This is a genomic window from Glaciecola sp. XM2 (genome assembly GCF_018595715.1).
Taxonomy (GTDB): Bacteria; Pseudomonadota; Gammaproteobacteria; order Enterobacterales; family Alteromonadaceae; genus Glaciecola.
Map to the genome: position 1 here is coordinate 146,769 of NZ_JAHEOJ010000025.1, position 23,522 is coordinate 170,290.

Consider the following 23,522-nt stretch of genomic DNA (forward strand, 5'->3'; position numbering starts at 1 on the left):
GTTAAACCGGTCGAGTAGTGGACTTACGAGGCCGGTTTTTATGAAAGTGACGAACGCTATCATAGGTAAAGATGGCAAGCGCCGTCCATACCATCACAAAGGTTGTTAAGCGCGCTTGGCTAAGCGACTCCTTGTAAATAACAATAGCTAAAACAAACATAATGCTAGGGCCTATGTACTGAATCATGCCTAACGTGGAGTACTGAATTCGTCTAGCCGCTGCGGTGAAACACAGCAAAGGCGCTGTGGTGACAATACCAGCGAATAACAATAAGGTGTTCAACTGAGCACTGTTTGCAGTCAAATCAGCAGTTTGCGTCGCAAAAAACGCATAATAGACTAACGCAACGGGCAACATCATGCTGGTTTCGACAAATAGGCCCGGCATCGAATCCACGGCAACTTGTTTACGCAATAATCCATACACACTGAAGCTACAAGCGAGCGTTAGGGCAATCCATGGTGGCTGACCATAAGACACTACCAATAAGCCGACGCCTACCATCGCAATACCCACGGCAAGTTTTTGAATAGGTCGCAATTGCTCGCCTAAGAAGATACGACCAAGGAACACATTAATTAACGGGTTAATAAAATACCCTAAACTTGCTTCAAGCAAATAGTTGTTATTGACCGACCATATAAATAACAACCAATTCCCCGCCAGTAAAAACCCTGCGAGTAGTAGCGTTCCTATCACGCGTCGTGATTTTAATGCAGCCCTGACTTTGCCTAAATGCTTTAAACCCACAATCAGAATAACCAGCACCACAACTGACCAAATCACGCGATGCATTAATATCTCAGCAGCTGGCACATAAGTGAGTGCCTTAAAATAAATAGGCGCAATGCCCCACATTGTGTAGGCAGCAACAGCAAATAAGATGCCTGCTTTGGTTTGACTGGCTTGATTCACTAACCTGTGGTTCCTTGATTGAAAAGTAGAGACGCTTTAGTGGCGCGGATTGTGGAATAAACCGCATTCATAAGCAACCGCTTATTTTGTATAAAATATAGCCTAAAAACCTAGTGCCAGAGTCGGTGCGGATAAATTTACAAAATTATGCGGTGACGACAAGATGAAAAGTCATTTGGACAGTGGTAGAGTGTCGCGCATTCGAGCAGAAGGCCATTAGTAATGGCCGAGACACTGACAATACGCTGTCATTTATTATTTTCACTAAGGGAGCATCTAATGAAGCTTGTATCTTGGAACGTCAACGGCATTCGAGCCGCAGTCAAAAAAGACTTTTTTACCTCTTTTGCAAATATGGACTGCGACGTGCTGTGTTTACAAGAAACAAAAGCTCAAGACGACCAGGTGCTTGAAGCATTAGACGCCCTTGACGGATACCACATATTTACCAATTCGGCGGTCAAAAAAGGTTACTCTGGCACAAGTATCATTACCCGCAACGCCCCTTTAAGTGTCACACAAGATATTGGTATTGAAGAGCATGACCAAGAAGGCAGAGTATTATGCGCTGAATATGAGGCCTTCTACCTTGTTACCGTTTATACTCCAAACTCTGGAAATGACTTAAGAAGACTGTCTTATCGACAACAGTGGGATGCTGATTTTCTGGCATATGTGAAAATACTCGAACAACAAAAACCGGTGATAGTCTGCGGGGACTTAAACGTCGCGCACAAAGATATTGACCTTGCTCGCCCAAAGCCAAACTATAATAAAAGTGCAGGTTATATGCAGGAAGAAATAGACGGTATTGATAACCTCACGGCGGCAGGTTTCATAGATTCCTTCCGCCATATCCATCCAGATGCTGAAAAGTACAGCTGGTTCAGCTATCGCGCTGGGGCCAGAGAGCGTAATGTTGGCTGGAGGATTGACTACTTCTTAGTGTCTGAGCAGTTAAAGGCACAAATCAAGAGCGCAGATATCCACAATGATATATTTGGCTCAGATCATTGCCCGGTGAGCCTTTTGTTATCTTAATTGCGCGTTATTAGGTGCCTCACTTTCATCGTGCTGTGGGAATTCAAAGTTAAATAAGACAATATCCAGCTGGTATCAAGCACGCAACTTGTCGAGGATGTCACGTGTGAACACTGCTGTCGATGTTAAATCGGTGGCGTTGCTTGTAGATAAGGTATGAGCGGGTAAGTGTAAGCTAGCGGCTATCTCTACCAATTCGGTTTCTAGCGCCTCATAAGGAATAATCGCGTCATACTTGCCTGGGCACGTGTCGATATCAAATAGAATATGCTCTCAGGACCATGCTTCATTTAAAACGAAAAAGGACGCAGTGAGCGTCCTTTTGAAGCTTGAAAGTAAAACGGGGTTATATGCGCTCAAAAATCATGGCAATCCCTTGACCACCACCAATACACATGGTTGCTAGGGCATATTTACCACCCACGCGTTGTAACTCATGAATAGCTTTGGTCGCGATTACCGCACCAGACGCGCCAATTGGGTGTCCTAAGGCAATTGCGCCGCCATTTGGGTTGGTTTTTGCTGGGTCTAAATCTAAACCTTTTGCTACGGTCAGTGCTTGTGCCGCAAACGCCTCGTTTGACTCGACAACATCCATATCAGCAATAGTTAATCCGGCTTTTGCAAGCGCAGCTTTTGATGCTGGGATCGGGCCTTCGCCCATTACATCGTTTGGCACACCGGCAACGGCATACGATACAATGCGAGCAATTGGCGCTAAGTTATTACTACTGGCATATTTTTCACTCGCTAGCGTTAAGAACGACGCGCCATCATTAATGCCTGATGCATTCCCTGCGGTGACACTGCCGTCTTTTTTAAATGCAGGACGCATACCGCTCAAGCCTTCTGCTGTTGTACCGGCTTTTACGTGTTCATCGACAGAGAAAAACGTGCTGCCTTTGCGACTGACTAATTCAACAGGTACGATTTGCCCTGTGAAGTATCCCGCATCAATAGCTGCTTGTGCCCGTGCATGAGATTGCGCTGCGAATATATCTTGTTGCTCACGCGTGATGTCCCATTTCGTAGCCAAATTCTCTGCAGTAATACCCATATGACCTACACCAAATGGGTCGGTAAGCGCAGCTACCATCATATCCGTCATGGATGTATCACCCATTCTTGCGCCAGCACGCATCGCGGTTGATAGATAACCACCGCGAGACATATTTTCTACACCACCACCAATGGCCAGCTCATGGTCCCCTAACATGATCCCTTGAGCAGAATTTACTACCGCTTGCAAACCTGAACTACATAGGCGATTTAGCGCCATAGCCGTTGAATTTAGTGACATCCCAGCTTGAATTGACGCAACGCGAGCAACATAAGGAAAGCGCGATTCAGTAGGAATAGTATTACCCACTACCACTGACTCATATTTTTCCGCCTCAACACCTGATGCAGCTATGCCTTGCTTAAGGACTTGACCTGCTAATTCGCAAGGCTCTATACCTTTAAGACTGCCGCTAAAGGTACCAATTGCCGAACGTACGGCACTTAAAACTACAACGCTATTTACACTCATGGTTACATTCCATCTAAATTAAACTGGGATTAATAATTACTACTTTTCCTACCATCATAAGGTATATGGAATTGATAAATTTTTAAAGGCGCTGATCACAGACATTAGTGGTAGAGATACCAATTACCTATATAAGCTCGCGCTTTAACTATTGGCACAACTTTTCCCTCATAAAGCGAAGCAAGCTGCCGTTAAGAGTTATTGGGAGTGCACATCGCATCAATACGTCGAAGCTGTGATATAGCAGCTAAACGATAACTAGCGATACGAACCTGATCAGATCTTTCAACGAAACAAGACTGAAGGTTGCTCTATAAAATGCTAAGCGTGAATATAATTTCTGCGTCAAAAAGCGTGGCACTTATGGTGTTAATGCTCACACTATCCCTGCCAAAATCTCATGCTGTGGCACAAAACCCAGATAGCGAGCTAACGGGTCAAAAACACCTAAAAATTTATACCGAAACCTTTCCTCCCTATAACTACATTAACGACGGCAAGTTACAAGGCATAAACGTTGAGTTTGTGCAGGCAATGTGTGAGCTGGCTAACATTCAGTGCGAGTTTACACTATACCCTTGGAATCGCTCCTTTAGAGCAGCGCAAAACAACAAGAATAGCGGCCTTATATCTGCCGCTCGCACCAAAGAACGTCGCGAGTTATTTTCTTGGATTGGACCAGTATCTTCCGGCCAAAGCTGCATTTTTAAATTATCCTCGAGGGACGATATTCAGATAAAAGACCAGGCTTCATTATCCCAATATACTATGGGCACGGCACGCGACAATGCGTACGAAAAAATATTAGAGGCACTGGGTTTTACTAGAACTAAAAACCTGATTTTGTTCCCCACAAAGAATGGGGATGTGAGACCATTTGCGGCGCAACGGGTAGACTTTATTATTGGCTCTGCATTGACCATAGAGCATCAACTTACCCAAGCTGAACTGGCTTTGCATGAAGTAACACCGGTTCATGTCATCGACAAACAACTCCTAAACGGCAACTTTCTAGCGCTAAATTTAGAAACTGACTCATCCATCGTTACAGCATTGCAACGCAGTTATGAAACCTTAACTGAACAAAATATGCTTTCGACCATAGAAGCGAAATACATTCGCCCTATTCAACCGGAGCAAAAAGGCATCCTCAATAACCTAGATATCTGGGAAGAATGCGCAAAGTCGATCCGATAAAGTTACTGGTACTTATCGCAAGTACAGCATGATTTTATTCACGAAATTCAGTAAACTGAGTGTATTGAAAATTATCTGAAAAAACATTGAACGCAATTACCTCAGTCGCTATTGATGAAGCACATCATCGTTGTTTAAAAGTGCTCAAACAAACCTTTGGTTTCGATAGCTTTCGCGACGGTCAATGGCAGGTTATTGAGCAAATTCTCGCTGGAAAAGACAGCTTGATTTTGTTGCCCACTGGGGGCGGAAAGTCGCTATGCTACCAAGTCCCCGCGCTGGTGCTAAACGGCACAGCGTTGGTTATTTCTCCCCTTATTTCACTCATGCATGACCAAGTTCAACAACTTAAGGAACAGGGCGTAAGCGCGGCTTATCTCAATTCCAGCCTAACATCTGAAGAAGCATGGCGCGTGATTGACGATTTGCAAAAGGGCAACCTAGACTTGCTCTATGTAGCACCAGAGAGAGCCCTACAGTACTCTTTTTTAAATGTTTTAAAACAGTGTCATATCAGCTTGCTTGCTGTTGACGAAGCACACTGCGTCAGCCATTGGGGTCATGATTTTAGAAAAGACTATCGTGAGCTAGGCCGATTGAAACAATCTCTGCCTAATATCCCCATGATTGCCCTTACTGCCACGGCTGATATAGCAACCCAGCATGACATCCAATATCAGCTTTGCATGCAAGATGCGTATGTGCATAAAGGTGGCTTTGATCGTCCCAATATCCGATACAACCTATTGCGCAAATACAAAGGATTTGACCAAGTGGTCAAATTTGTTCGTCAACAACAAGGTAACAGTGGCATTGTATATTGCAATAGCCGCGCTAAAGTAGACGACTTAACCGCTAAGCTAACGCAAGCAGGCATTCGATGTGACGCCTATCATGCAGGGCGTGACGCTGATATGCGTGAACTTGTGCAAAATCAATTTCTAAAAGATAACTTGCAAGTAGTGGTAGCAACCGTTGCCTTTGGTATGGGCATTAATAAATCGAACGTCCGTTTTGTTGTTCACCACGATGTGCCCCGCAGTGTTGAAGCATTCTACCAAGAAACCGGGCGTGCTGGCCGAGACGGTATGCCCAGTGAAGCCTTGCTGCTATATGATGAGCGAGACGGCGCACGCATCAAAAAATGGATAGCGGACGGCAGCACCCAAGAGCGATTTGCCATTGAGATGCATAAGTTTAATGCTATGCAATCCTTTGCTGAATCTCAAACCTGTCGGCGCCAAGTGCTGCTAAATTACTTCGCAGACTACCGCGACCGACCTTGCGGTAATTGCGACATTTGCCTTGACCCGCCCAAGATGTTTGATGGCACTACAGATGCCCAAAAGGTGCTTTCGTGTATTTACCGATTGCAGCTCGATACGAGCACCCAGCTTGTTATCGACGTGCTAAGAGGTATGCAGCACAAACGCATTATCGAGGCGAATTATCACGAGCTATCTACTTATGCTATTGGCAAAGGCCAAAGCGACAGCTATTGGCATAATATTATTCAGCAGCTCATCCACGTAGGGCTAGTCAGAATTGATATGACGCGGTCAGGTATTTTATGTTTGACGCCTAGCGCCAGACAGGTATTGAAGGGCGAAAAACGTGTTGAATTGGCCGTCCCGAAACTGTCCGTCAAACCAAACACACAAACCCAGTACGCACCTACGAACATCGACGGCAAGTTGTTCGATAAACTCAAAGCTTTGCGTAAGCTGCTTGCCGATGAGTTAGACAAGCCCGCTTTTATCATTTTCAGTGACGCAAGCTTAGCCGACATGGCGCAAACTCAGCCCACTACAGTAAGCGCATTTTTGAATATCACGGGTGTTGGAGAAAAGAAATTAGAGCAATACGGTGATGCCTTCATTGGATTGATAAAAGACTATCAGGCGACTTTGTAAGTACAGCCGCCTTTATAGATGAATTACTGCGCCTAGGCTTGAGCTTCAGCCTCTGCCATTTTGCTCATGGCACTTTGATACGACTCCAAGGCGTGCAGCCTTGCGACGTATGCTGTCATATTCGGAAATGACGTCAGTTTTCCTGATTTTTGTAACGCCTCAAGTCCAAAGCTCATCTGCACATCCGCTACCGTAGGGGTATCTCCTACAAAATACGCCGACTTAGCTAAGTGCGCTTCTACGTAAGCGAGGTTTCGCGCAATAACTTTGCCAAAGTAAGCGTCCATGATGGCGTCAATGATTTTATTAGCAATGAATTTAACAAAAAATGGTTTTGCCTTTTCGCGCGCTTTGTTCAGCACCATAGAGGTTACTAACGGTGGAAGAAAACTGCCTTCACTGAAATGTGACCAAAATTGCACATCAATGTGGGCTTTTGGATCGGCTTTGCAGAGCAATTCATCGGTGCCCGTTTGCTGGACGATGTACTCGCAAATGGCGCCTGATTCTGCAAGCATCAAATCACCATGTTCAAGCAGGGGAGCAGCGCCTAAGCTATGTAGCTTTTTGTAAGCCTCTGGTGCCAAGTTAGTCACTGGATCTCGTCGATAGGCCTTTATTTCGTATTCTGCGCCGACCATTTCGAGCAGCCACACAATGCGCTGTGACCGTGATTCCATAAGATGATGTAAGGTAAACATACTTTTTATCCTATTAATAAAAGACTTAGCGTTTACATCCTTACTCCAAATAGGCGTTAATGGTTCGTTTCAGGTGACATAGTATCGACTATGATGCGTTAGCATTGTTAAGGCTTATCGTGATCAGACGCCTGCCCGCCTCGCGGATCCATATTGGCGTAATACGCGGCTAAATCGGCAATGTCCTCATCGCTGAGCTTTCGAGCATGAGGTGTCATAGCCATATTCACGCGCTCACCAGAACGGTATGCTTTTAATGAAAGCACCAGGTACTGCTCTTTTTGGCCGGCCAAATTTGGATAAATAGGTACGATGGAGATACCGTTTCTTCCATGACACTGCGCACACATCGTCGATTTGTCTTCGCCGAGTTGCGGGTCCCCTGACATGGCCGGTTTGCCACAGCCGACTAGCACCGAAAATAAGCAAGCCACACATCCAAGTTGAACAAGCCTCGTTATTCGCTTGGCGAATTGATATTGCATCGTCGTTTATCTCCTTAAAGTGACCTGTAGACATACGAGATCAGTAGTTAATATACTACCTGATATTGCAACACGCTATACTTTCTATCGGTGTAGTTCTACTTTAAGCGCGGTTTTAAAAACGCCAAATTTGCGGACGATACATGCAATTACACCATTTTTATGCCAGCGAATTAGCTGATTTATGCAGCCCAGTGCACCCTTTAGCAGTTGCTCGCCCACGAGTGGCGATGCGCAACCTTGACCTAGCTAAATCATTAGGAATAGATGGCGATGCCCTTGGCGATGAACATCTACTGGCCATGTTATTCTCTGTGTCAAAACAAGGCGCGTTACGCAGCGTAGCGCAAAAATACGGCGGGCATCAGTTTGGTCACTGGAACCCTCAACTAGGAGATGGTCGCGGATTGCTTTTAGGTGAAATTGTGACCCCACAAAATACACTTTGCGATTTGCATTTGAAAGGCGCAGGCCCCACCCCATATAGTCGCCATGCAGATGGACGCGCTGTATTGCGTTCGACAGTTCGTGAATACATTGGTTCTGAAGCATTGCATGCATTGGGCATACCTTCTTCACGATCATTGTGCTTAATTGCAAGCGAAGAGCCGGTAATGCGTGAAAAGCTTGAACCCGGCGCAATGATGATTCGCACTTGCCCTAGCCATATCCGCTTTGGGCATTTTGAATATTTTCATTACAGCAATGAAAAAACAAAACTAGACAGTTTGTTTGAGTTTTGTTTTGAACATCACTTTTCGCACCTAAAAGATAGCCACAACCCCCACTTAGGCATGCTCACCGAAATTGTGCAAAACACCGCAACATTAATTGCCCATTGGCAAGCATATGGCTTTAACCACGGAGTAATGAATACCGACAATATGTCGATTCACGGCATTACCTTTGACTATGGTCCGTATGCATTTTTAGATGACTTTATTCCCAACTATATTTGTAATCACTCAGATCACAGCGGACGCTATGCATTTGACCAACAACCTAGCATCGCTTTGTGGAACTTAAATGCATTAGCGCATGGCTTTAGCCAGTATGTTGAAATAGAGGATTTAAAGGCAGCGTTGAGTGAATTTGAGCCTTTATTTATCGAAACCTACCAACGTTTGATGCACAAACGCTTGGGGCTAGGAACGACAATAAACGACAACACGCAGCACTGCATACACGAGTTTACGCAAATGCTAAGGGATGAGTTTGCCGATTATCATATTCCTTTTCGCGCATTGTCTGAACACTTACCCGATGTTATTGCTGGCAAAGAAGGTGCATTCACGCGAGTGTTTGAGCAGCATGAGCGGGCGAGCAATTGGGCACGACAATACGGTGCGCTACTTCATCATAAGCCAGCGAACGGACCTAGAATTGATATACACAACATGCAACAGGATATGTTAGGGTGCAATCCAAAATATGTGCTGCGTAATCATCATTTACAAAAAGCGATTGTTGCCGCTGAACAAAACGATTTTTCAGTGTGTGAACGCTTACTTGACGCTGTTAGTCATCCATTTGAAACAAACGCCACGTTTGCAGAATTTGCGCAGCCTCCTCACGCAAATGAAAAAGGAATTGCGTTGTCGTGTAGCAGTTAAATCGTTGGTTTCTTAGCAAATATTTTACAAATTAAGAGGAATTAGGGATTTTTCTGGTATTATCAAAAGCCATTGTCTTTTTTATAGCTTGGCTTATACATATTCGGATGACAGCTCACTTCAAATCCATTGTTCTTTTTTGTGTCTTTGCACTGCATGCATTGCTTTCTCAAGCCTCTGCAAATACGGTTGAAGCTGATTTTGAGACATCGGTGAACGTGAGTGAACAGGCCGAATTCTTAATCACCGAACAAAGCCTGCTCTTATCTGACCTTATGCAAATGGACGAGTGGCAATCTCACGAAGAATTGGTCAATATTCCACCAGACGCGTCATTGTGGATCCGTTTCAGTATTAACAACAGCTCCAACAGCAATAAGTTGTTAACCCTAGTCGCAGGCAATACCTTTATTGATAGAGCAGAAGCATATTTGATTGATGAGCAATCTCGCATTATTCAATCGGCACGCCTAAGAAACGATACGCCAAATGCAGCTAACTTAAGCCGCAGTGGTTTTAAAATGGCATTTACCTCTCGCAGCGCGTCTACACTCACGGTCTATTTACAAATACAAGACGATGGCTTTAGCGTGATACCTGTGCAACTGTGGCAAACAGATGTTTACACCACACAATCCAACATTCGTCTGATTTTGATTGGTGCGATGAGTGGTGGCCTGTCATTGCTAGCGACCTATTTTTTATTGACCTATATCTTGCGCCACACTCCGGCTCGCTTTTGGTTTTGCGTATTTGCGGTGGCAGCAATGACTACGATGCTCTCATCTGAGGGTATATTACCAATGTTATTTATGTTCCCCTCTTATGCCGCTGAACTCACCGCGGTAAGCCTGACTATTACGCTTTTTGCGGCAATCAAAATCACCCGCATTGTCTTTGAGCCTGTGTCTAACTTATGGCTAAGAGCGCATTATGCGTTGCTATGCTTCCCATTAGTTGGGATATTCATCTTCAATGATTTTTATCAGATCATGGCCTTGCTAGTCTTTTCGTGTTTGTTTTTTATCAGCAAATTAGTCGCCACGGTGATTTACCATAAGGGTGTGGACCTAAGAAGTGCGATTATATATTTCTTGGGTTGGATCGCCTTAGGCATTGTAGGTCTGATAGAAATGTTGGCTCTACTCAATAACACCAGTCACTTATCGTTTGCCGCTCCTTACCCGTTTGTTTTTACCTGTATTGGCGTCATGTTAATTGGGGTGGCTATTATCAGCCGAGAGCAATCAATACAGGTCGTTAACAGCAAGGTTCAGCTCAAGCAAATTTCAAAACTTCAGCAGTATAACGACTTATTCCAACATGCTGCTGAAGGCCTTTATACCGCAAAACCCAACGGTGAATTAATTCACGTTAACCCAGCGATATGCTCATTGTTTGGTTACCAAAACAGTGAAGCTTTTTTGCAGCGCCACAGTCATCTTGCAAGCTTTTTCGCCGACACCAAAGATGCTGATTTGCTGCTAGGCGAACTCAGTATTCAGCAAACGGTGCTGGGCAAAGAGGTGAAAGGAAAACGCAGCGACGGAGTTGAGTTTTGGTTCAGCATTTCATGTCAGCTTAAAAAAGTCGAAGACAATACCCTACATTTTGGCTCGCTCTTTGATATTACTGAGCGGCGCCTTCACCAAATAAACCTGCAGTATTTGAACACTCATGACCAACTCACTGGCTTATATAATCGCCGCTGTTTTTTACAAATCATGAATGATCGCATCAAAGGGCTTGATGCGTTTGTGGGTAAATTCGCTTTAGTATTTTTGGATGTGGACCAGTTTAAAGTGATCAACGACACCTGTGGTCATTCGGCAGGCGATATCTTTATCAAAGAACTATCCCATGAACTGTATGAAGTTGTAGGCGACAAATACCCCTTTGCACGTTTAAGTGCTGACCAATTTGGTTTGCTCGTTGGCTTTGAAAACAGCAACGAATTGCGCAGCCTTGCTCAAGCACTATTAGCACAAGTCAGAAAGTTTGAGTTTAAATGGGACAGACATGTCTTTAGTCAGAGCGTCAGCATTGGTATTGCTGCGTATGAAGCGTCTATTCCCAGTGGTGAAGAGCTATTGTCTTTTGCGGATACCGCATGTTTGATTGCCAAAGAAAGCGGACGAGATAAGATTCATATTTACTCAGCCGACATGGAAATGCATTCAAGTTATCAGCGGGACTTGTACTGGGTAAATGAAATTAAATGCGCTTTAAAAGAAGAAAGCTTTGAGTTGTTTTATCAGCATTATCGCCCACTCGGCAAGGCTGACGAGCTTGACTACTATGAGATTCTTGTTCGATTGAGAACCAAAGAGAATGACTTGGTGGCCCCAGAGTTTTTTATGTCTAGTGCTGAGAAGGCTAACATTAGTCATCATATAGATAAGTGCGTGATCGAAGGGTATTTTTCATGGCTAAATGCCAATAATGAATATATAAAATCACTAGGGAAGGTCAACATTAACCTGTCTGGCTTTTCATTATCAGACGATGATTTTCGTTTCTTTTTGCTCAACGCATTTGAGAAATACCATATCCCTCATGAAAAAGTATGCTTTGAGATCACCGAGACCATGGCGATTATCCGCATGAACGATGCTATTGCATTTATGCAGGAGTTTAAAAAGCTTGGATGTACCTTTGCGTTAGATGACTTTGGCACAGGGTTCTCAAGCTATAGCTACTTGAAAAATCTGCCGGTGGACTATTTAAAAATCGATGGAAACTTTATCCGTGATATTTTGAATGACAAAATAGACCTAGCGATGGTCACTTCTATCCGCGACGTGGCCGAAGCAATGAAAATCAAAACAGTGGCTGAATTTGTAGAAACCAAAGACATCATGGTGCAAATCGCCAAGCTCGGTGTGGACTATGCACAGGGGTTTTGCATTGCAAAGCCTGAACCATTACTGCATTATGCTGCGTATAAAGACACCCAAACTGACTCCAAGTAGTGTGGGAAATCACAACAAGACACTTGGATTTAGAAATTTTAGCCCCATAAACGCCTCTCATCGGGACAACAGCACTACGTTATGACATCAGTTTCACCTGCTTATAAATTTATCAGCCAAGCTAAACTACCTACACGTTTTGGCGAGTTTACTATTCACGGCTTTGTTGAGACAAACTCAGACCAAGAACATGTGGCTTTATCATATGGACAATGGGATGAAGATAGCGTGGTGCCTATTCGCATACACAGTGAGTGCTTAACGGGCGATGCATTATTCAGTACAAGATGTGACTGCGGCTTTCAGCTTGAGCGGGCTCTAGAAAATATCGTTAAACATGGTTGTGGCGTATTACTATATCTTCGTCAAGAAGGACGAGGCATTGGTTTGCTTAACAAAATCAAGGCATATAATCTGCAAGATCAAGGCTTTGATACGGTAGAGGCAAATCAGCATTTAGGCTTTGACGCAGATTTACGTGACTATGGCATATGCAAGCTGATGCTTGAAAAATTAAACGTCAAGCAAGTCCAACTAATGACTAACAACCCCAAGAAACTGGCAGCGCTAGAATCAATGGGTATCAATGTGGCTTCCCGTCTGCCGATTGACCATGGCGTAACGAATGATAATAAACATTATTTGATGACCAAAACATCAAAGTTAGGTCACACCTTCGATCCAGATAAACTCAAATAATCATAGATTACGAAGGACGTCGGATAGGCTTTAGCAGATAGACGCTCTCAAACACTTCTGAATGGCCTCTAAATCCACCTTGCACTTTATCCCTAAACAGCATCGAGATATTGTATAAATCGTGATAGTAAGCGTTCACTGCATCTTTCTCTACGCTAAATGGCGGCCCAGAAAAGAGTAAGGGATCGTAGTCATAAGTCACTAAGAATTGTTGGGTAGCGTGTGTAATATCGATAAGATGCTGAACATATCGTATCCGCATCTCATCAGGCAGTGCAACGAGCGCCGCTCTGTCATATATCCCTTGTATATCACCTATATGGGAGGCCTGCAGCGCAAAAAAGTCTCCTACGAACACTTGCAAATCAGGTGCTGAGAAAAGTTTAAAACCATCTTGCTCGGTGACCGAAGGCGAAATCCCGAGCTCATCGAACAAGGCGTTCACTGCTGTCTCGTTGAGCTCAATGGCGACCACCTGAAACCCCTTAAAGAGCAGCCAGCCGATATCTTTTGTCTTTCCGCATAAAGGTACAAAAATGCGTGCACCTTCTGCAAGCTCAAATTGGTTAAAGTAGGTTTTTAACAAATGGCTTCCGTCGGGCTCATGAAAACCTATTTCGTTCTTTTGCCAGCGACGATGCCAAAAATCATGATGCATAAGATATGTAACGCTAAAGTGTCAGATGAATGAAGAATAATCTAATTTTTAAGGAACGTTAACCATTTGGCCAACATCTAATGGGTTTAATTGTTATAGCGCTTCAGTAATCGCATGATTTGGAAGCTTGAACCTAGCGATGTAAGCCCGAGTATAGCGATGACAAGCACCAGGCGTTCTTTTTCTACGTCAAGGTAGTATGAGGCGAAAACAATGGCAACAAGCATGGCTGCTGAGACTAGCAAGAATGTAAAATAATTACTTAGATTTATATTGCCTTTTATTGCTAAATACATTTTAAAGTGCGCCGTTACCATAATAACTCATCTATGGTTAATATCGGTTGTCTTTACGCCACGCTTTAGCATAATGGATGTATTATTTGTTGCGAGCGTTTGCTTTCAACATTTCATCGTTATCACGATAAGGAGGGCATAAGTGTTCACATGTTTTCAGCGCTTGCTGATAGCTTCTATGTGCATATATGCCATCTGCCCCAATCTGGCGCTGGCGCAAGCGCCTGATACCCCACCACCTGTTGATGAAATATCTACATGTGATGAGCAAGCATCCCCATCGACGAGCGCACAAGCAGATAAAGTAGTAGAACGTATTATCATTAAAAGCGCACCCATCTTTGATGAAAATGCGCCTGATACCATTGCATTGCATCGCTTCGCCAATCGATTTCATGTGACGACCAAACCCTGGGTCATAGAAGAAAGGCTGACCTTTGTGCCCGGTAGCACAGTGAATGAGCAAGACCTGCGTGAAGCAGAAGCCATCTTAAGAAAAGAGCGTTATTTACGAGACGCTAGAATTCGCTTTATCCCTGGCTGTGAAGACGGCCAGGGAGCAATAGTGAGCGTTGAAACGTGGGATAACTGGTCGCTAATCCCTACGGTGTCATTTAGTCGAAGAGGCGGTGAAAATAAAAGCACCATTGGCGTTCAGCAAGACAATCTCTTGGGCATGGGTATACGCACTCGTTTACGCTATAACCAAGACGAACAAAGAAGCGGCTACCAGCTAACATTTAACTCAGCCGCCCCTTGGACCAAGCATGCGAATATCGGTCTTAACCTCATAGATAACGACGATGGCAAACGCATCCAGTTTGTTTTTGACCAACCGTTTTATCATTTAGGCACACAGCGCATGCGTTTCGCGCAATTTTTACAAGAAGAGCGCGTTGAGGATATTTTTCAAAACGGACAAACCCGCAACAGCTTTAATACCGAGCAGCATCGTTATGATGTAGCCTATGGTTGGCAACTGTTTAATGATCATACCGCCTCGGGTCGACTTTCTATTGGATTTTCTGACCACAAATCTCTCTTTCTAATAGATGAAACGAGCCCATCTACAAACACACTTTTTTTACCCTTCGACAGGGAGTTTCAATACCCTTGGATTGCTTATGAGCATATCCAGCGTGACATTGTTGTGATGCAGGATATATATCTCATCCAACAACCGGAAGACATCAATCTTGGCTGGTATTTTAGGGCGCAATTTGGACTAGAGCTCAATGATGTATCATCTGAGCACGACTTTGGCTATCAGGTGTTTTTTGACGCACGTAAAGGCACCAAGGTTGGCGACGGACTGTTTATGTTTAACCTCAGTAGCAGAGCGGTCATCAATGCCAGTCAACACGATCATCTGCGGGTTGATATGAACGGTGAATATTTTTATAAGATATCGGATCGCTTTAGCGCATATGGTCGGCTGTCGAGCACCTTTTCATCTAACCCCTTTCTAGATGACCCAGTCGTGCTTGACGACGACACAGGCGTTCGAGGTTATCCTCAACAGTATCAACATGGTGATCATCGTATATCGGGCAGCATCGAAGCGCGCATGTATACCGGTTACAACTTCTATCAATTGTTTGATCTTGGTTTTGCAGCTTTCGTTGACGCTGGTAAGGCCTTTGACGGCGATGTAGAACAATTCAATGAGTCTGACGATGTACTCTCAAGCGTTGGCATTGGCGCCCGTTTGTTCTCTAACCGCTCTAGTAACAAAGGCGTTATTCATATAGATTTTGCGACGCCTTTAGCCGGTGGTGACAATGTCGACTCGTGGGAATGGCGCTTTCAAATGCGCAACTCGTTTTAAATATTGAGTACCCTTACGCACCGCTTCATATAAAGGCGTGGCGTCTCACAGCCATCAATAGTTGTTTATCATCCAAAAAAACTCCTATTGCCCCTTAAAATAAGCCATTATTGTGACCGCGAGGATGTCAAAACTCACTATTTGAATTTGCATCTAGTGACTCAAGAGGATGGCACATGACAGAAAAATACACTTTATACGGCGCTCCGCTCTCGCTATACACGGGTAAAGCCCGTGCTTATCTACGCTTTAAAAACATTCCTTTTGAAGAAGTGCTTTCTACCGTTCGGGTGTATAAAAAAATCATCATCCCAAAGACCGGCGTACGCTTCATTCCCGTGCTTAAAACGCCGGACAATACCTTTATTCAAGATACCTCTGTGATCATAGACACGATGGAACAAGCCCATCCGGAGCGTAGCGTCTCGCCTTCAGGGCCGAAACAACGTCTGGTTTCACAAATCTTTGAAATGTGGGGAGACGAATGGTTGCTGATTCCCGCCATGCACTATCGCTGGAATCACGACAATTTCCCGTTTATTTATGAAGAGTTTGGCCAGGTTGTTACTCCTGGTTTTCCGCGCTTCATTCGTCGTTTTTTTGGTAAAAAAGTAGGCGCTCAGTTTAAAGGCTTTGTGCCCATGCTTGGGGTCACGCCTAAAAGTATCCCCGCCATTGAAGCATGGTATGAAAACACCGTACTACCGCTACTTGACGCGCATTTTGCCAAACACGATTACTTGCTTGGCTCACGCCCTTGCACAGGAGACTTTGGCCTCTTTGGTCCGCTCTATGCTCATCTTTATCGCGACCCTGCACCAGGTAAGCTAATGAGAGCGCAAGCGCCTAATCTTGCGCGTTGGGTAGAAAGAATGAACCAAGAACATGTAGAACTTGGTCAGTGGTGCGTTCAAGATCGTATTCCCGACACACTTATGCCGCTTTTATCTCAACAATTTAGGGAGTTTTGGCCAGTGCAAATAGACAGTCTCAAGATCACCCAAGCTTGGATTGAAGCCAATCTAGATAATAAATCACTCCCTAGAGCACTCGGTGAGCACGAATTTACTATCGGCAATGTCACTGAGAAAAGAGTTGTGCGCAGCTTCAGCCAATGGAAGCTGCAGCGTGTATTAGACGCCTATACGAACTTGAGCGACAAACAAAAGCAAGAAGTTGAGCCGATGCTACGCGAGCTCAACACACTGGAATTGATGCAAACTGAAATTGCTCATCGCCTTACGCTGAAAAACAACAAGCTGGTGGTTGATAGAAAGTAGACCTCAATATTTAAAATAGATAAACTGAGAGTGAGCACCTACTCACCATCAAATTTAACCGTGCTCTGACGCTCTCGATTTACCCGTAATTGGGTGACATCAGGACGTGAATAGTGCCCTGAACGATCGAAGTTTTGGCGCTCCTGCAATACCTGCTGGTGATCAAGCTTGACCACATAAACGCCTTCTGAGCCGATTTGTGGCTCCAGCACCCAAGAGCCATCGGGCGCGGCAACGCAAGATGCTCCGCTCGCTAGCATGTCGTTACAGCTACTCACAATCTCATCAAAATGAGGGGTGTCGCTAGGGAAGTCTTGTTTGCGCATTAGCCCCGATACTGAAATCACGAAGCTTCTGCCTTCTTTGGCGACAAAGCGCGTAATGTCATGGGTATTATGCTCACCACCGGGCCAACTTGCCACATGCAAGTCTTCACCTTGTGCATATAGCGCTGCGCGCGCCAGAGGCATCCAATTTTCCCAACAGTTTAGTGCGCCAAGCGTGAAGTTTTTAAGCGGGAAGGTGCGCAATCCATGCCCGTCGCCGGGAGACCACGTTAACCGTTCTTCGTAAGTGGGCATTAGTTTTCGATGCACGTTTTGAATTTCACCGTTAGCATCAATATACACCAACGAGGCATATATGCAGTGCCCTCCTCGGTCGTCAGCGCGCTCTGCGATACCCAAGACTACCGCTATATTGCGAGATTTGGCTACTTCACAAATGCCATCTAAGTGACCGAGTTCTATATTAACAGCTTGGGTTAGATAGTGTGCATGAATGGCTTTGTGTTTGGCTGAGTTAAACTCTGCTCCACCGGTAAAATCGAGCCAAAACGGGTAGCCCGGCAACAAACATTCACCAAACGTGACTAGCTCAGCGTGTTTGTCTGCCGCGTCATTGATTGCGCCGATGACTTTATCTGTGGTCGCCTGACGGTTTAACCATACTGGCGCGATTTGCGCGAGCGCTACTGTTAACGAACTATCGTTGGCAAATTCTGGCATCTTCATTCCCTGTGTGATGTAAGCAAAAACTACGCATGCTTATTGTGGATTGTATTGGCAAAACGCTGAGCAGACTCAACATCCATATTAAAATACAAAGACGGCTCAATCAGCTCAACTTCTATGATTGCCAGTCCATGCGAGGTATTTAACATATCCACTCGAGCATATAGTGCTGGCGCTGGTAAAGCGTTGATCGTTTGCTTCGCAAGAAGCAGCATATCGTCAGTAGGCTTAATCGCTTCTAGCTGACCACCATGCTCCTCTTGCACTCTAAAATCACCTTGTGCTGGTCGTTTACAAATTGCATGACTAAACACGCCATCGAAATAGAAAAGTGAGTACTCACCATCTTTAATAATGCTACTTTCAAAAGCTTGTACCATAAAAGGGCGTTCGGCAAAGGTAGTCATTAAGATCTCGGTTAATGGCGTGATATCATTTTTTCTAAATCGATAGGTATGATCGGCATTTGCGCTGACCAAGGGTTTGATAATAAGCTCGTCACTTTTAAAATGTTCAAAAGCTTCGTTTAGCATAGTTGAGTCGTACTGCTCGTACCAAAGGGTGGGTAAAATTGGTACTGATTTCTCAGCTAGTGCTTTGAGGTAATCTTTAGATAGGTTCCACCTCATTAGCGACAGAGGATTTTCTAATCGGGCACTGGAGGCGTCAATACGCTCCAGGCACTTAACAAACGCGTCAGGGTCGTCTTGGTAATCCCAAGTGCTGCGAACAATTACCAAATCAAACTCATTGTAATTGGCGTATTTATTGCGCCACGACACATCCTCTACCGCCCAACCCAAGCGTCTGAGGAAGGGTTTAACCAGATCGTCATAAACAAAGAACTCTTCAAGATTATCGGTGCTTAAAAAGGCACAGCGAGGCATTAGACATACTCAAAATAGACAAGGCTTAGGTAGATTAATGAATTTTGCGCATAAGTAAATATCAAAAAACGAATTGACTATGCCAAGCTGTTTCGTAGTTGCACCACTATTGAATCAGCGCTTAGGATTAGCTCAGTACCGCATATAAAATACTGCTGACTGCATACGCAAGTAGGCCATACAAAACAAATACACCCCATGAATATCGATTTTTGCCTGTCTCGCCCTTTAAGGTGGCTACCGTTGCAACGCATTGCAAAGCAATCACATAAAACGCTAATAGCGCTACCCCAGACGCTAAGGTAAAACCATCTGCTTGAATTTGAGAAGCCAAGCCAATTAAGTTCTCGTCGGCGTTCTCAATGTTATATAACGTCCCCAGCACGCCAACAAATACTTCGCGGGCCAAGAACGATACTAAGATGGCCACCCCGTAACGCCAATCTACGCCTAGGGGAGCAAAAATCGGTTCGATAAGTTGACCAATCATGGCTAAATATGAGCCTTGTAAATCGCCGTTGGCAGGGAAATATCCAAGTACCCAGACCACCACAGAGACGACAAAAATTATTGGGGCTGCGCGTTTGATGAAGTAAACACCGCTATTTAAAGTTTTATATAGCAATGGACGCCAATGAGGCAGGCGATAATTAGGTAGCTCCAAAATAAAAGGTAAATCGTTTTTGTCGCTATCGCCCACATACACATCTAGCATTTTACTAACAATCAACGCGGTCAAAATCCCACCAAAATATAGAATAAAAAAGATAGCACCTTGTAAGTTAACCCACCCGCCTAGATAGGCGACATCGGGTACAAACACCGCAATAAGCAAAGCATAAACAGGCAAGCGCGCTGAACATGACATAAGCGGCACGGTCATCATCGTGATCAAACGCTTACGAGGAGACTCAATGGTGCGCGCCGCCATGATTGCAGGAATCGCGCAAGCATGCCCAGACAAATACGGAATGAAACTTCTGCCTGATAAACCAAACAAGCTCAGTGGTTTGTGGCATATAAGCGCGGCGCGGGCTAAGTAACCGCTGTCTTCAAGCAACCCTATGATCAGCGTTAGCACCATGATTTGAGGTACAAAGACTAAGAATGCACCTACTCCACCAAATAGGGCGTCGTTTACGAAATCTTCATACACCCCGGCAGGTATAGTGCTAGTAACCCCTTGTGCTAACGCGCCTATCAAAAACTCTACACCATCCATCAGAGGGGAGGCCCAAGTAAAGATGCTTTGAAAAAGAAAAAACATAATAGCCGCGAAGGCTAGTGCACCAAACACACTATTGAGCAAAACATGGTCCACGCGGTTTTGCTTGCGCAATACAAGGTCTTGCTGCATGCCAAACTGCTTTGCTAGCCTTGCAGCCACTTTAACTGCGCTGTCGTGGTCACGATTAGGCGAATTAACTCTCGCTAATGAAGGAGTGCCAGCATACGATTTTAAAGCTTGGCTAAACTCTGACATCCCTATAAGGGTCTTAGCTGAAATTGCAAAAACAGGAGAGCCTAACGCTTTTGATAAACCTGCGGTGTCGTATTCGAATCCAAATCTGGCAACCTCATCCATCATGTTAAGCGCAAACACACAACCCTTATTATGCGTCTGAGCGAGCGATTGCACCTGCAAAGCAAAGACTAAGCTGCGTTCTAATTTGGTCGCGTCTAAGTTACATATAATGAGACAAGTATCAGGTGATTCTAAGGCCTTTTTCAGCTGATTTATGGCAATCAATTCGTCTTCAGAAATAGACTGCAGAGAATAGGTACCAGGAAAGTCGATAAGCTCATATTCATCAAACCTGCCACTCTTGAGTTCAACGGTGACGCCAGGAAAGTTCGCAACTTTTTGACGAAGGCCGGTCAATTGATTAAACAGTAAACTTTTACCCGAATTCGGTTTGCCTACCAGTACGATCTTTTGCATAAGGCGATTACTGCGGTCCTAGGTGATGAATAGATTGAAAGCTTTTATAGATAATGACTTATTGAATAGGACTAACATGAACCTGTTGGGCCAAATCTTTTTCTATCGAATAAACGCAATCTTGCAGTTGGATCACGAGCGGACCACTGAAGGGGGTGCGCTTCATACAGTGAACAATTTGTCCTTCAATAAAGCCCATCTCAGCCAAACGCATACTCAAATTAGTCGGTAGTGTCGACGTCAGGTTGGTAATTTCGGCTTTAGTACGCTTTTTTAGATCCCAAATAGTCATGTTGGCTTTTACTTCAAATATGATTTAAACAACGTCTATTAGGATAGGCAATATCATTCGTAAATGCGAATTATTATCAATAATTCTTTGATCCACATCACATACTTTGGTCCGCAGAGCACAGTACCGATGCAATAAGCCCATTGATATCGCTTTGAATTGACCACCGAGAGTACCTGACAGGAGTGTGAGTGCATCGCGCGCTAGTGCAGGCTTGCACACACTAACGTTGGGCGATAAACGTTCCGTTATTTTGACGCGTCACCTCGCGCATGAGCGTTGAGAATTTTACCACCTCACTGGTAGGCGTGCCGCCAGAGCGATTAAAACCAATAGCATGTATTCTTGCGATTTTACCGCCCGTGCTAGCATTGGTATTTAATGCATTTATCCTTGCAAGCGTCGCATCGTATGATCCGCCGCTATAATCGTCCCCAAATACATAGAGCGCCATTGAATCGGTTCTGGGCCCATAAATTTTTAAGGCAGTTTCAATACCCTCAACCGGTGAACTGTTTGAAGAGCCTCCCCATGTGCGCATCGCAGCCAACATAGCATTGCGCTGAGAGGGAGTATCGTTTCGCCAACGTCCGCGGGTGGTGCTCAATAAAAACTCACCATTATCAGACATAATTTGAAAACCTTTTACCTGGGGATGATTATTCAAGACCTCATTCATGGTAGTAAGTACTCGCCCCCACATCGCCTTCATACTGCCTGAGGTATCCACAATAAAGATGACGTAATCAGCATCTACCGGTATGCCGCCGACCTCTTCGTCGCGCTCTTCGGTGGTGTTTTGACTCATGGCTGCTCTTTGACGCTGTACAAGCACATTTTCAAGCCCGCTGGCTTTATCTGTAAGGGAAAGTACATCGCGTTGCGCTTGAGCAATCGTTGCTTCAAGCTTATCGGCTTGCGTTTGATTACTGGCACTTTGAGCCTGAGCCTGAAGTGTTAATTGCTGCTGCTCATCAATAGCGCTTTGTAGACTCGAAACGCTCGCCTCTGAGCGACTTAGGGACTGCAGCACACTAGAGATTTGGCTGACATCGTTAAACTCTCCGTCATCACCATTTCTCGCCAGCAAAATCAGCATCACTACGGCGCCAAATGCACAAGAAATCACATCAAGGAAAGATAGACTAAACACCTCAATTGGCGCGCGACGCGTTTTCATGGCCATGTACCCGCAGGTGCTATGAAAGTCCCAAGCGTGCCATCTGACCAACTCCAATATAGAGAAGCAGCAGTAGGGTCGCCTTCTAAAGGTAATAAAATCACATGAGTGCGCACGCCTGAAAGTGGATTCGCTCTAAGTGTATGGGCGAAAGCATTCACTCTGCACTCTCCGGTAATGGTCGCCTGTTTACCTTTTATAGGACGGCAAGCACGCGTCTCATTGAAGCCAGACCCTGCGTTGACGTAGGTAGGTAGGCCGTCGGTAATCAGATATAAATCGCTGATATTGGGCATGGTTTGGGCAATGGTTTGCAAACCTTGTTGTAAGTTTGTGCCTTCAGTGGGCACTAGTCCAGAGGCCTCAATCGCAATCTGATTAATATCATCGGTATTTTGCTGGTTGTTCACGCGCTTGCCTAACACCGCACTGGTATCGTTAAAAGCGACGACCGACACCTGAGCATTATTGGGTAGGCGGGCTAACAACCAATTTAAAATACGCAGCGTTCGTTGCCATTTGCTACCGGCACGCTTATCTTGGTCTGTCCCGACTTTGCGCTTGATCACTTCAATTAGCTGTTCTTCGGTCATAGAGGCACTCATATCGAGCAAGATGCCGATGCGCTGTCCTTCAACTTTCAAACCAATGAGATACTGCTCCTCTCCAGCGCCTTCGATAGTCACCGAGTCATCCGCAATTAGAGGCCCAGCTGCAGCAATTGCATCCTCTAAATCGGCAACGACCGCTATCTCTTCTTTAAGCGCCTGTGTTACCGCATCTTGCTCAATTTGCAGTTGGCGCAAGCGTTGTTGAATGTCTTCAAGGGTTGCACTTTGTTGGGCAAAAGCCTCCTGCTCAGAGCTTAAACTTTGCTGCAACTCGCTTTGCTTATCTTCCATGGCGGCAAGCTCTTGCTGTAGGCGCTCTAACTCTTCTATGGGGATGTCGGTATTAGCGCTGAATTTCACCAAAATGAGGATTAGAATAACGGCCCCTAAACCACAGGCCATGACATCTAAAAACGCTAGGTTAAATCCCTCTTCTCTGCGTTTTTTAAAAATACTCATAGCAAACC

The 23,522-nt window shown here is 44.8% G+C and carries 19 protein-coding genes; 8 read left to right on the forward strand and 11 right to left on the reverse strand.

The genetic code is table 11. The features are described from left to right. Position 1 precedes the first annotated feature (1 nt). On the reverse strand, positions 2–916 hold the full coding sequence (rarD, locus tag KJ365_RS12695) for an EamA family transporter RarD (RefSeq protein WP_214452039.1): 915 nt from the start codon (positions 914–916) through the stop codon (positions 2–4). A 279-nt stretch (positions 917–1,195) separates the two neighbouring features. Here rarD and KJ365_RS12700 point away from each other — a divergent pair, with 279 nt between their 5' ends. Further along, the gene (locus KJ365_RS12700; protein ID WP_214452040.1) at positions 1,196–1,957 is read left to right on the forward strand and encodes an exodeoxyribonuclease III; all 762 of its coding nucleotides are present in this window, start codon (positions 1,196–1,198) and stop codon (positions 1,955–1,957) included. A gap of 346 nt (positions 1,958–2,303) precedes the next feature. Here the strand turns inward: KJ365_RS12700 and bktB are convergent, their stop codons facing one another. Further along, the gene (gene bktB / locus KJ365_RS12705; RefSeq protein WP_214452041.1) at positions 2,304–3,488 is read right to left on the reverse strand and encodes a beta-ketothiolase BktB; all 1,185 of its coding nucleotides are present in this window, start codon (positions 3,486–3,488) and stop codon (positions 2,304–2,306) included. A 327-nt stretch (positions 3,489–3,815) separates the two neighbouring features. Between bktB and KJ365_RS12710 the strand changes: the two genes are divergently transcribed. Both KJ365_RS12710 and recQ read left to right on the forward strand, forming a co-directional pair. After that, complete coding sequence (locus KJ365_RS12710) at positions 3,816–4,685, forward strand: substrate-binding periplasmic protein (RefSeq protein ID WP_214452042.1); 870 nt, start codon at positions 3,816–3,818, stop codon at positions 4,683–4,685. Between the two features lie 86 nt (positions 4,686–4,771). Continuing rightward, positions 4,772–6,598 carry a DNA helicase RecQ gene (gene recQ / locus KJ365_RS12715; protein WP_214452043.1) on the forward strand — a complete coding sequence of 609 codons (1,827 nt, stop codon included), beginning with the start codon at positions 4,772–4,774 and terminating at the stop codon, positions 6,596–6,598. 32 nt (positions 6,599–6,630) lie between these two features. Here the strand turns inward: recQ and KJ365_RS12720 are convergent, their stop codons facing one another. Further along, on the reverse strand, positions 6,631–7,299 hold the full coding sequence (locus tag KJ365_RS12720) for a glutathione S-transferase family protein (RefSeq protein WP_214452044.1): 669 nt from the start codon (positions 7,297–7,299) through the stop codon (positions 6,631–6,633). A gap of 107 nt (positions 7,300–7,406) precedes the next feature. Then, entirely contained in the window at positions 7,407–7,784 is a 378-nt protein-coding gene (locus KJ365_RS12725) for a c-type cytochrome (RefSeq protein WP_214452045.1), read from the reverse strand. Positions 7,785–7,927: 143 nt separating this feature from the next. Between KJ365_RS12725 and KJ365_RS12730 the strand changes: the two genes are divergently transcribed. The 3 genes from KJ365_RS12730 (at position 7,928) to ribA (ending at position 13,068) form a co-directional block, all read left to right on the forward strand. Then, positions 7,928–9,397: a protein adenylyltransferase SelO gene (locus KJ365_RS12730; RefSeq protein ID WP_214452046.1), complete on the forward strand. Its 1,470-nt coding sequence runs from the start codon at positions 7,928–7,930 to the stop codon at positions 9,395–9,397. A gap of 107 nt (positions 9,398–9,504) precedes the next feature. After that, positions 9,505–12,369 carry an EAL domain-containing protein gene (locus KJ365_RS12735; protein WP_214452047.1) on the forward strand — a complete coding sequence of 955 codons (2,865 nt, stop codon included), beginning with the start codon at positions 9,505–9,507 and terminating at the stop codon, positions 12,367–12,369. 81 nt (positions 12,370–12,450) lie between these two features. Continuing rightward, the gene (gene ribA / locus KJ365_RS12740; protein ID WP_214452048.1) at positions 12,451–13,068 is read left to right on the forward strand and encodes a GTP cyclohydrolase II; all 618 of its coding nucleotides are present in this window, start codon (positions 12,451–12,453) and stop codon (positions 13,066–13,068) included. A 7-nt stretch (positions 13,069–13,075) separates the two neighbouring features. On the opposite strand, the gene tmpT is transcribed toward ribA, so the two are convergent. Continuing rightward, positions 13,076–13,726 (reverse strand): thiopurine S-methyltransferase, encoded by a 651-nt coding sequence (tmpT, locus tag KJ365_RS12745; RefSeq protein WP_214452049.1) that lies wholly within the window; start codon positions 13,724–13,726, stop codon positions 13,076–13,078. A 438-nt stretch (positions 13,727–14,164) separates the two neighbouring features. On the opposite strand from tmpT, the gene KJ365_RS12750 reads away from it, so the two are divergent. Next, the gene (locus KJ365_RS12750; protein ID WP_214452050.1) at positions 14,165–15,850 is read left to right on the forward strand and encodes a BamA/TamA family outer membrane protein; all 1,686 of its coding nucleotides are present in this window, start codon (positions 14,165–14,167) and stop codon (positions 15,848–15,850) included. 176 nt (positions 15,851–16,026) lie between these two features. After that, the gene (locus tag KJ365_RS12755) at positions 16,027–17,130 is read left to right on the forward strand and encodes a glutathione S-transferase family protein (RefSeq protein WP_214452051.1); all 1,104 of its coding nucleotides are present in this window, start codon (positions 16,027–16,029) and stop codon (positions 17,128–17,130) included. A 38-nt stretch (positions 17,131–17,168) separates the two neighbouring features. Here the strand turns inward: KJ365_RS12755 and KJ365_RS12760 are convergent, their stop codons facing one another. From KJ365_RS12760 to KJ365_RS12785, 6 genes are all read right to left on the reverse strand, one after another. Beyond that, entirely contained in the window at positions 17,169–18,137 is a 969-nt protein-coding gene (locus tag KJ365_RS12760; RefSeq protein ID WP_214452052.1) for a carbon-nitrogen hydrolase family protein, read from the reverse strand. Between the two features lie 29 nt (positions 18,138–18,166). Then, positions 18,167–19,030, reverse strand: a complete 864-nt coding sequence (locus KJ365_RS12765) for an ATP-grasp domain-containing protein (RefSeq protein WP_214452053.1) — start codon at positions 19,028–19,030, stop codon at positions 18,167–18,169. Positions 19,031–19,157: 127 nt separating this feature from the next. Continuing rightward, the gene (gene feoB / locus KJ365_RS12770) at positions 19,158–20,972 is read right to left on the reverse strand and encodes a ferrous iron transporter B (protein WP_214452054.1); all 1,815 of its coding nucleotides are present in this window, start codon (positions 20,970–20,972) and stop codon (positions 19,158–19,160) included. A gap of 58 nt (positions 20,973–21,030) precedes the next feature. Next, on the reverse strand, positions 21,031–21,264 hold the full coding sequence (locus KJ365_RS12775; protein ID WP_214452055.1) for a FeoA family protein: 234 nt from the start codon (positions 21,262–21,264) through the stop codon (positions 21,031–21,033). Positions 21,265–21,487: 223 nt separating this feature from the next. Next, positions 21,488–22,444, reverse strand: a complete 957-nt coding sequence (locus KJ365_RS12780; protein ID WP_214452056.1) for a vWA domain-containing protein — start codon at positions 22,442–22,444, stop codon at positions 21,488–21,490. Further along, positions 22,441–23,514 (reverse strand): VWA domain-containing protein, encoded by a 1,074-nt coding sequence (locus tag KJ365_RS12785; RefSeq protein ID WP_250884212.1) that lies wholly within the window; start codon positions 23,512–23,514, stop codon positions 22,441–22,443. Before KJ365_RS12785 ends, KJ365_RS12780 begins: the two co-directional genes overlap by 4 nt. Positions 23,515–23,522: the final 8 nt, after the last annotated feature.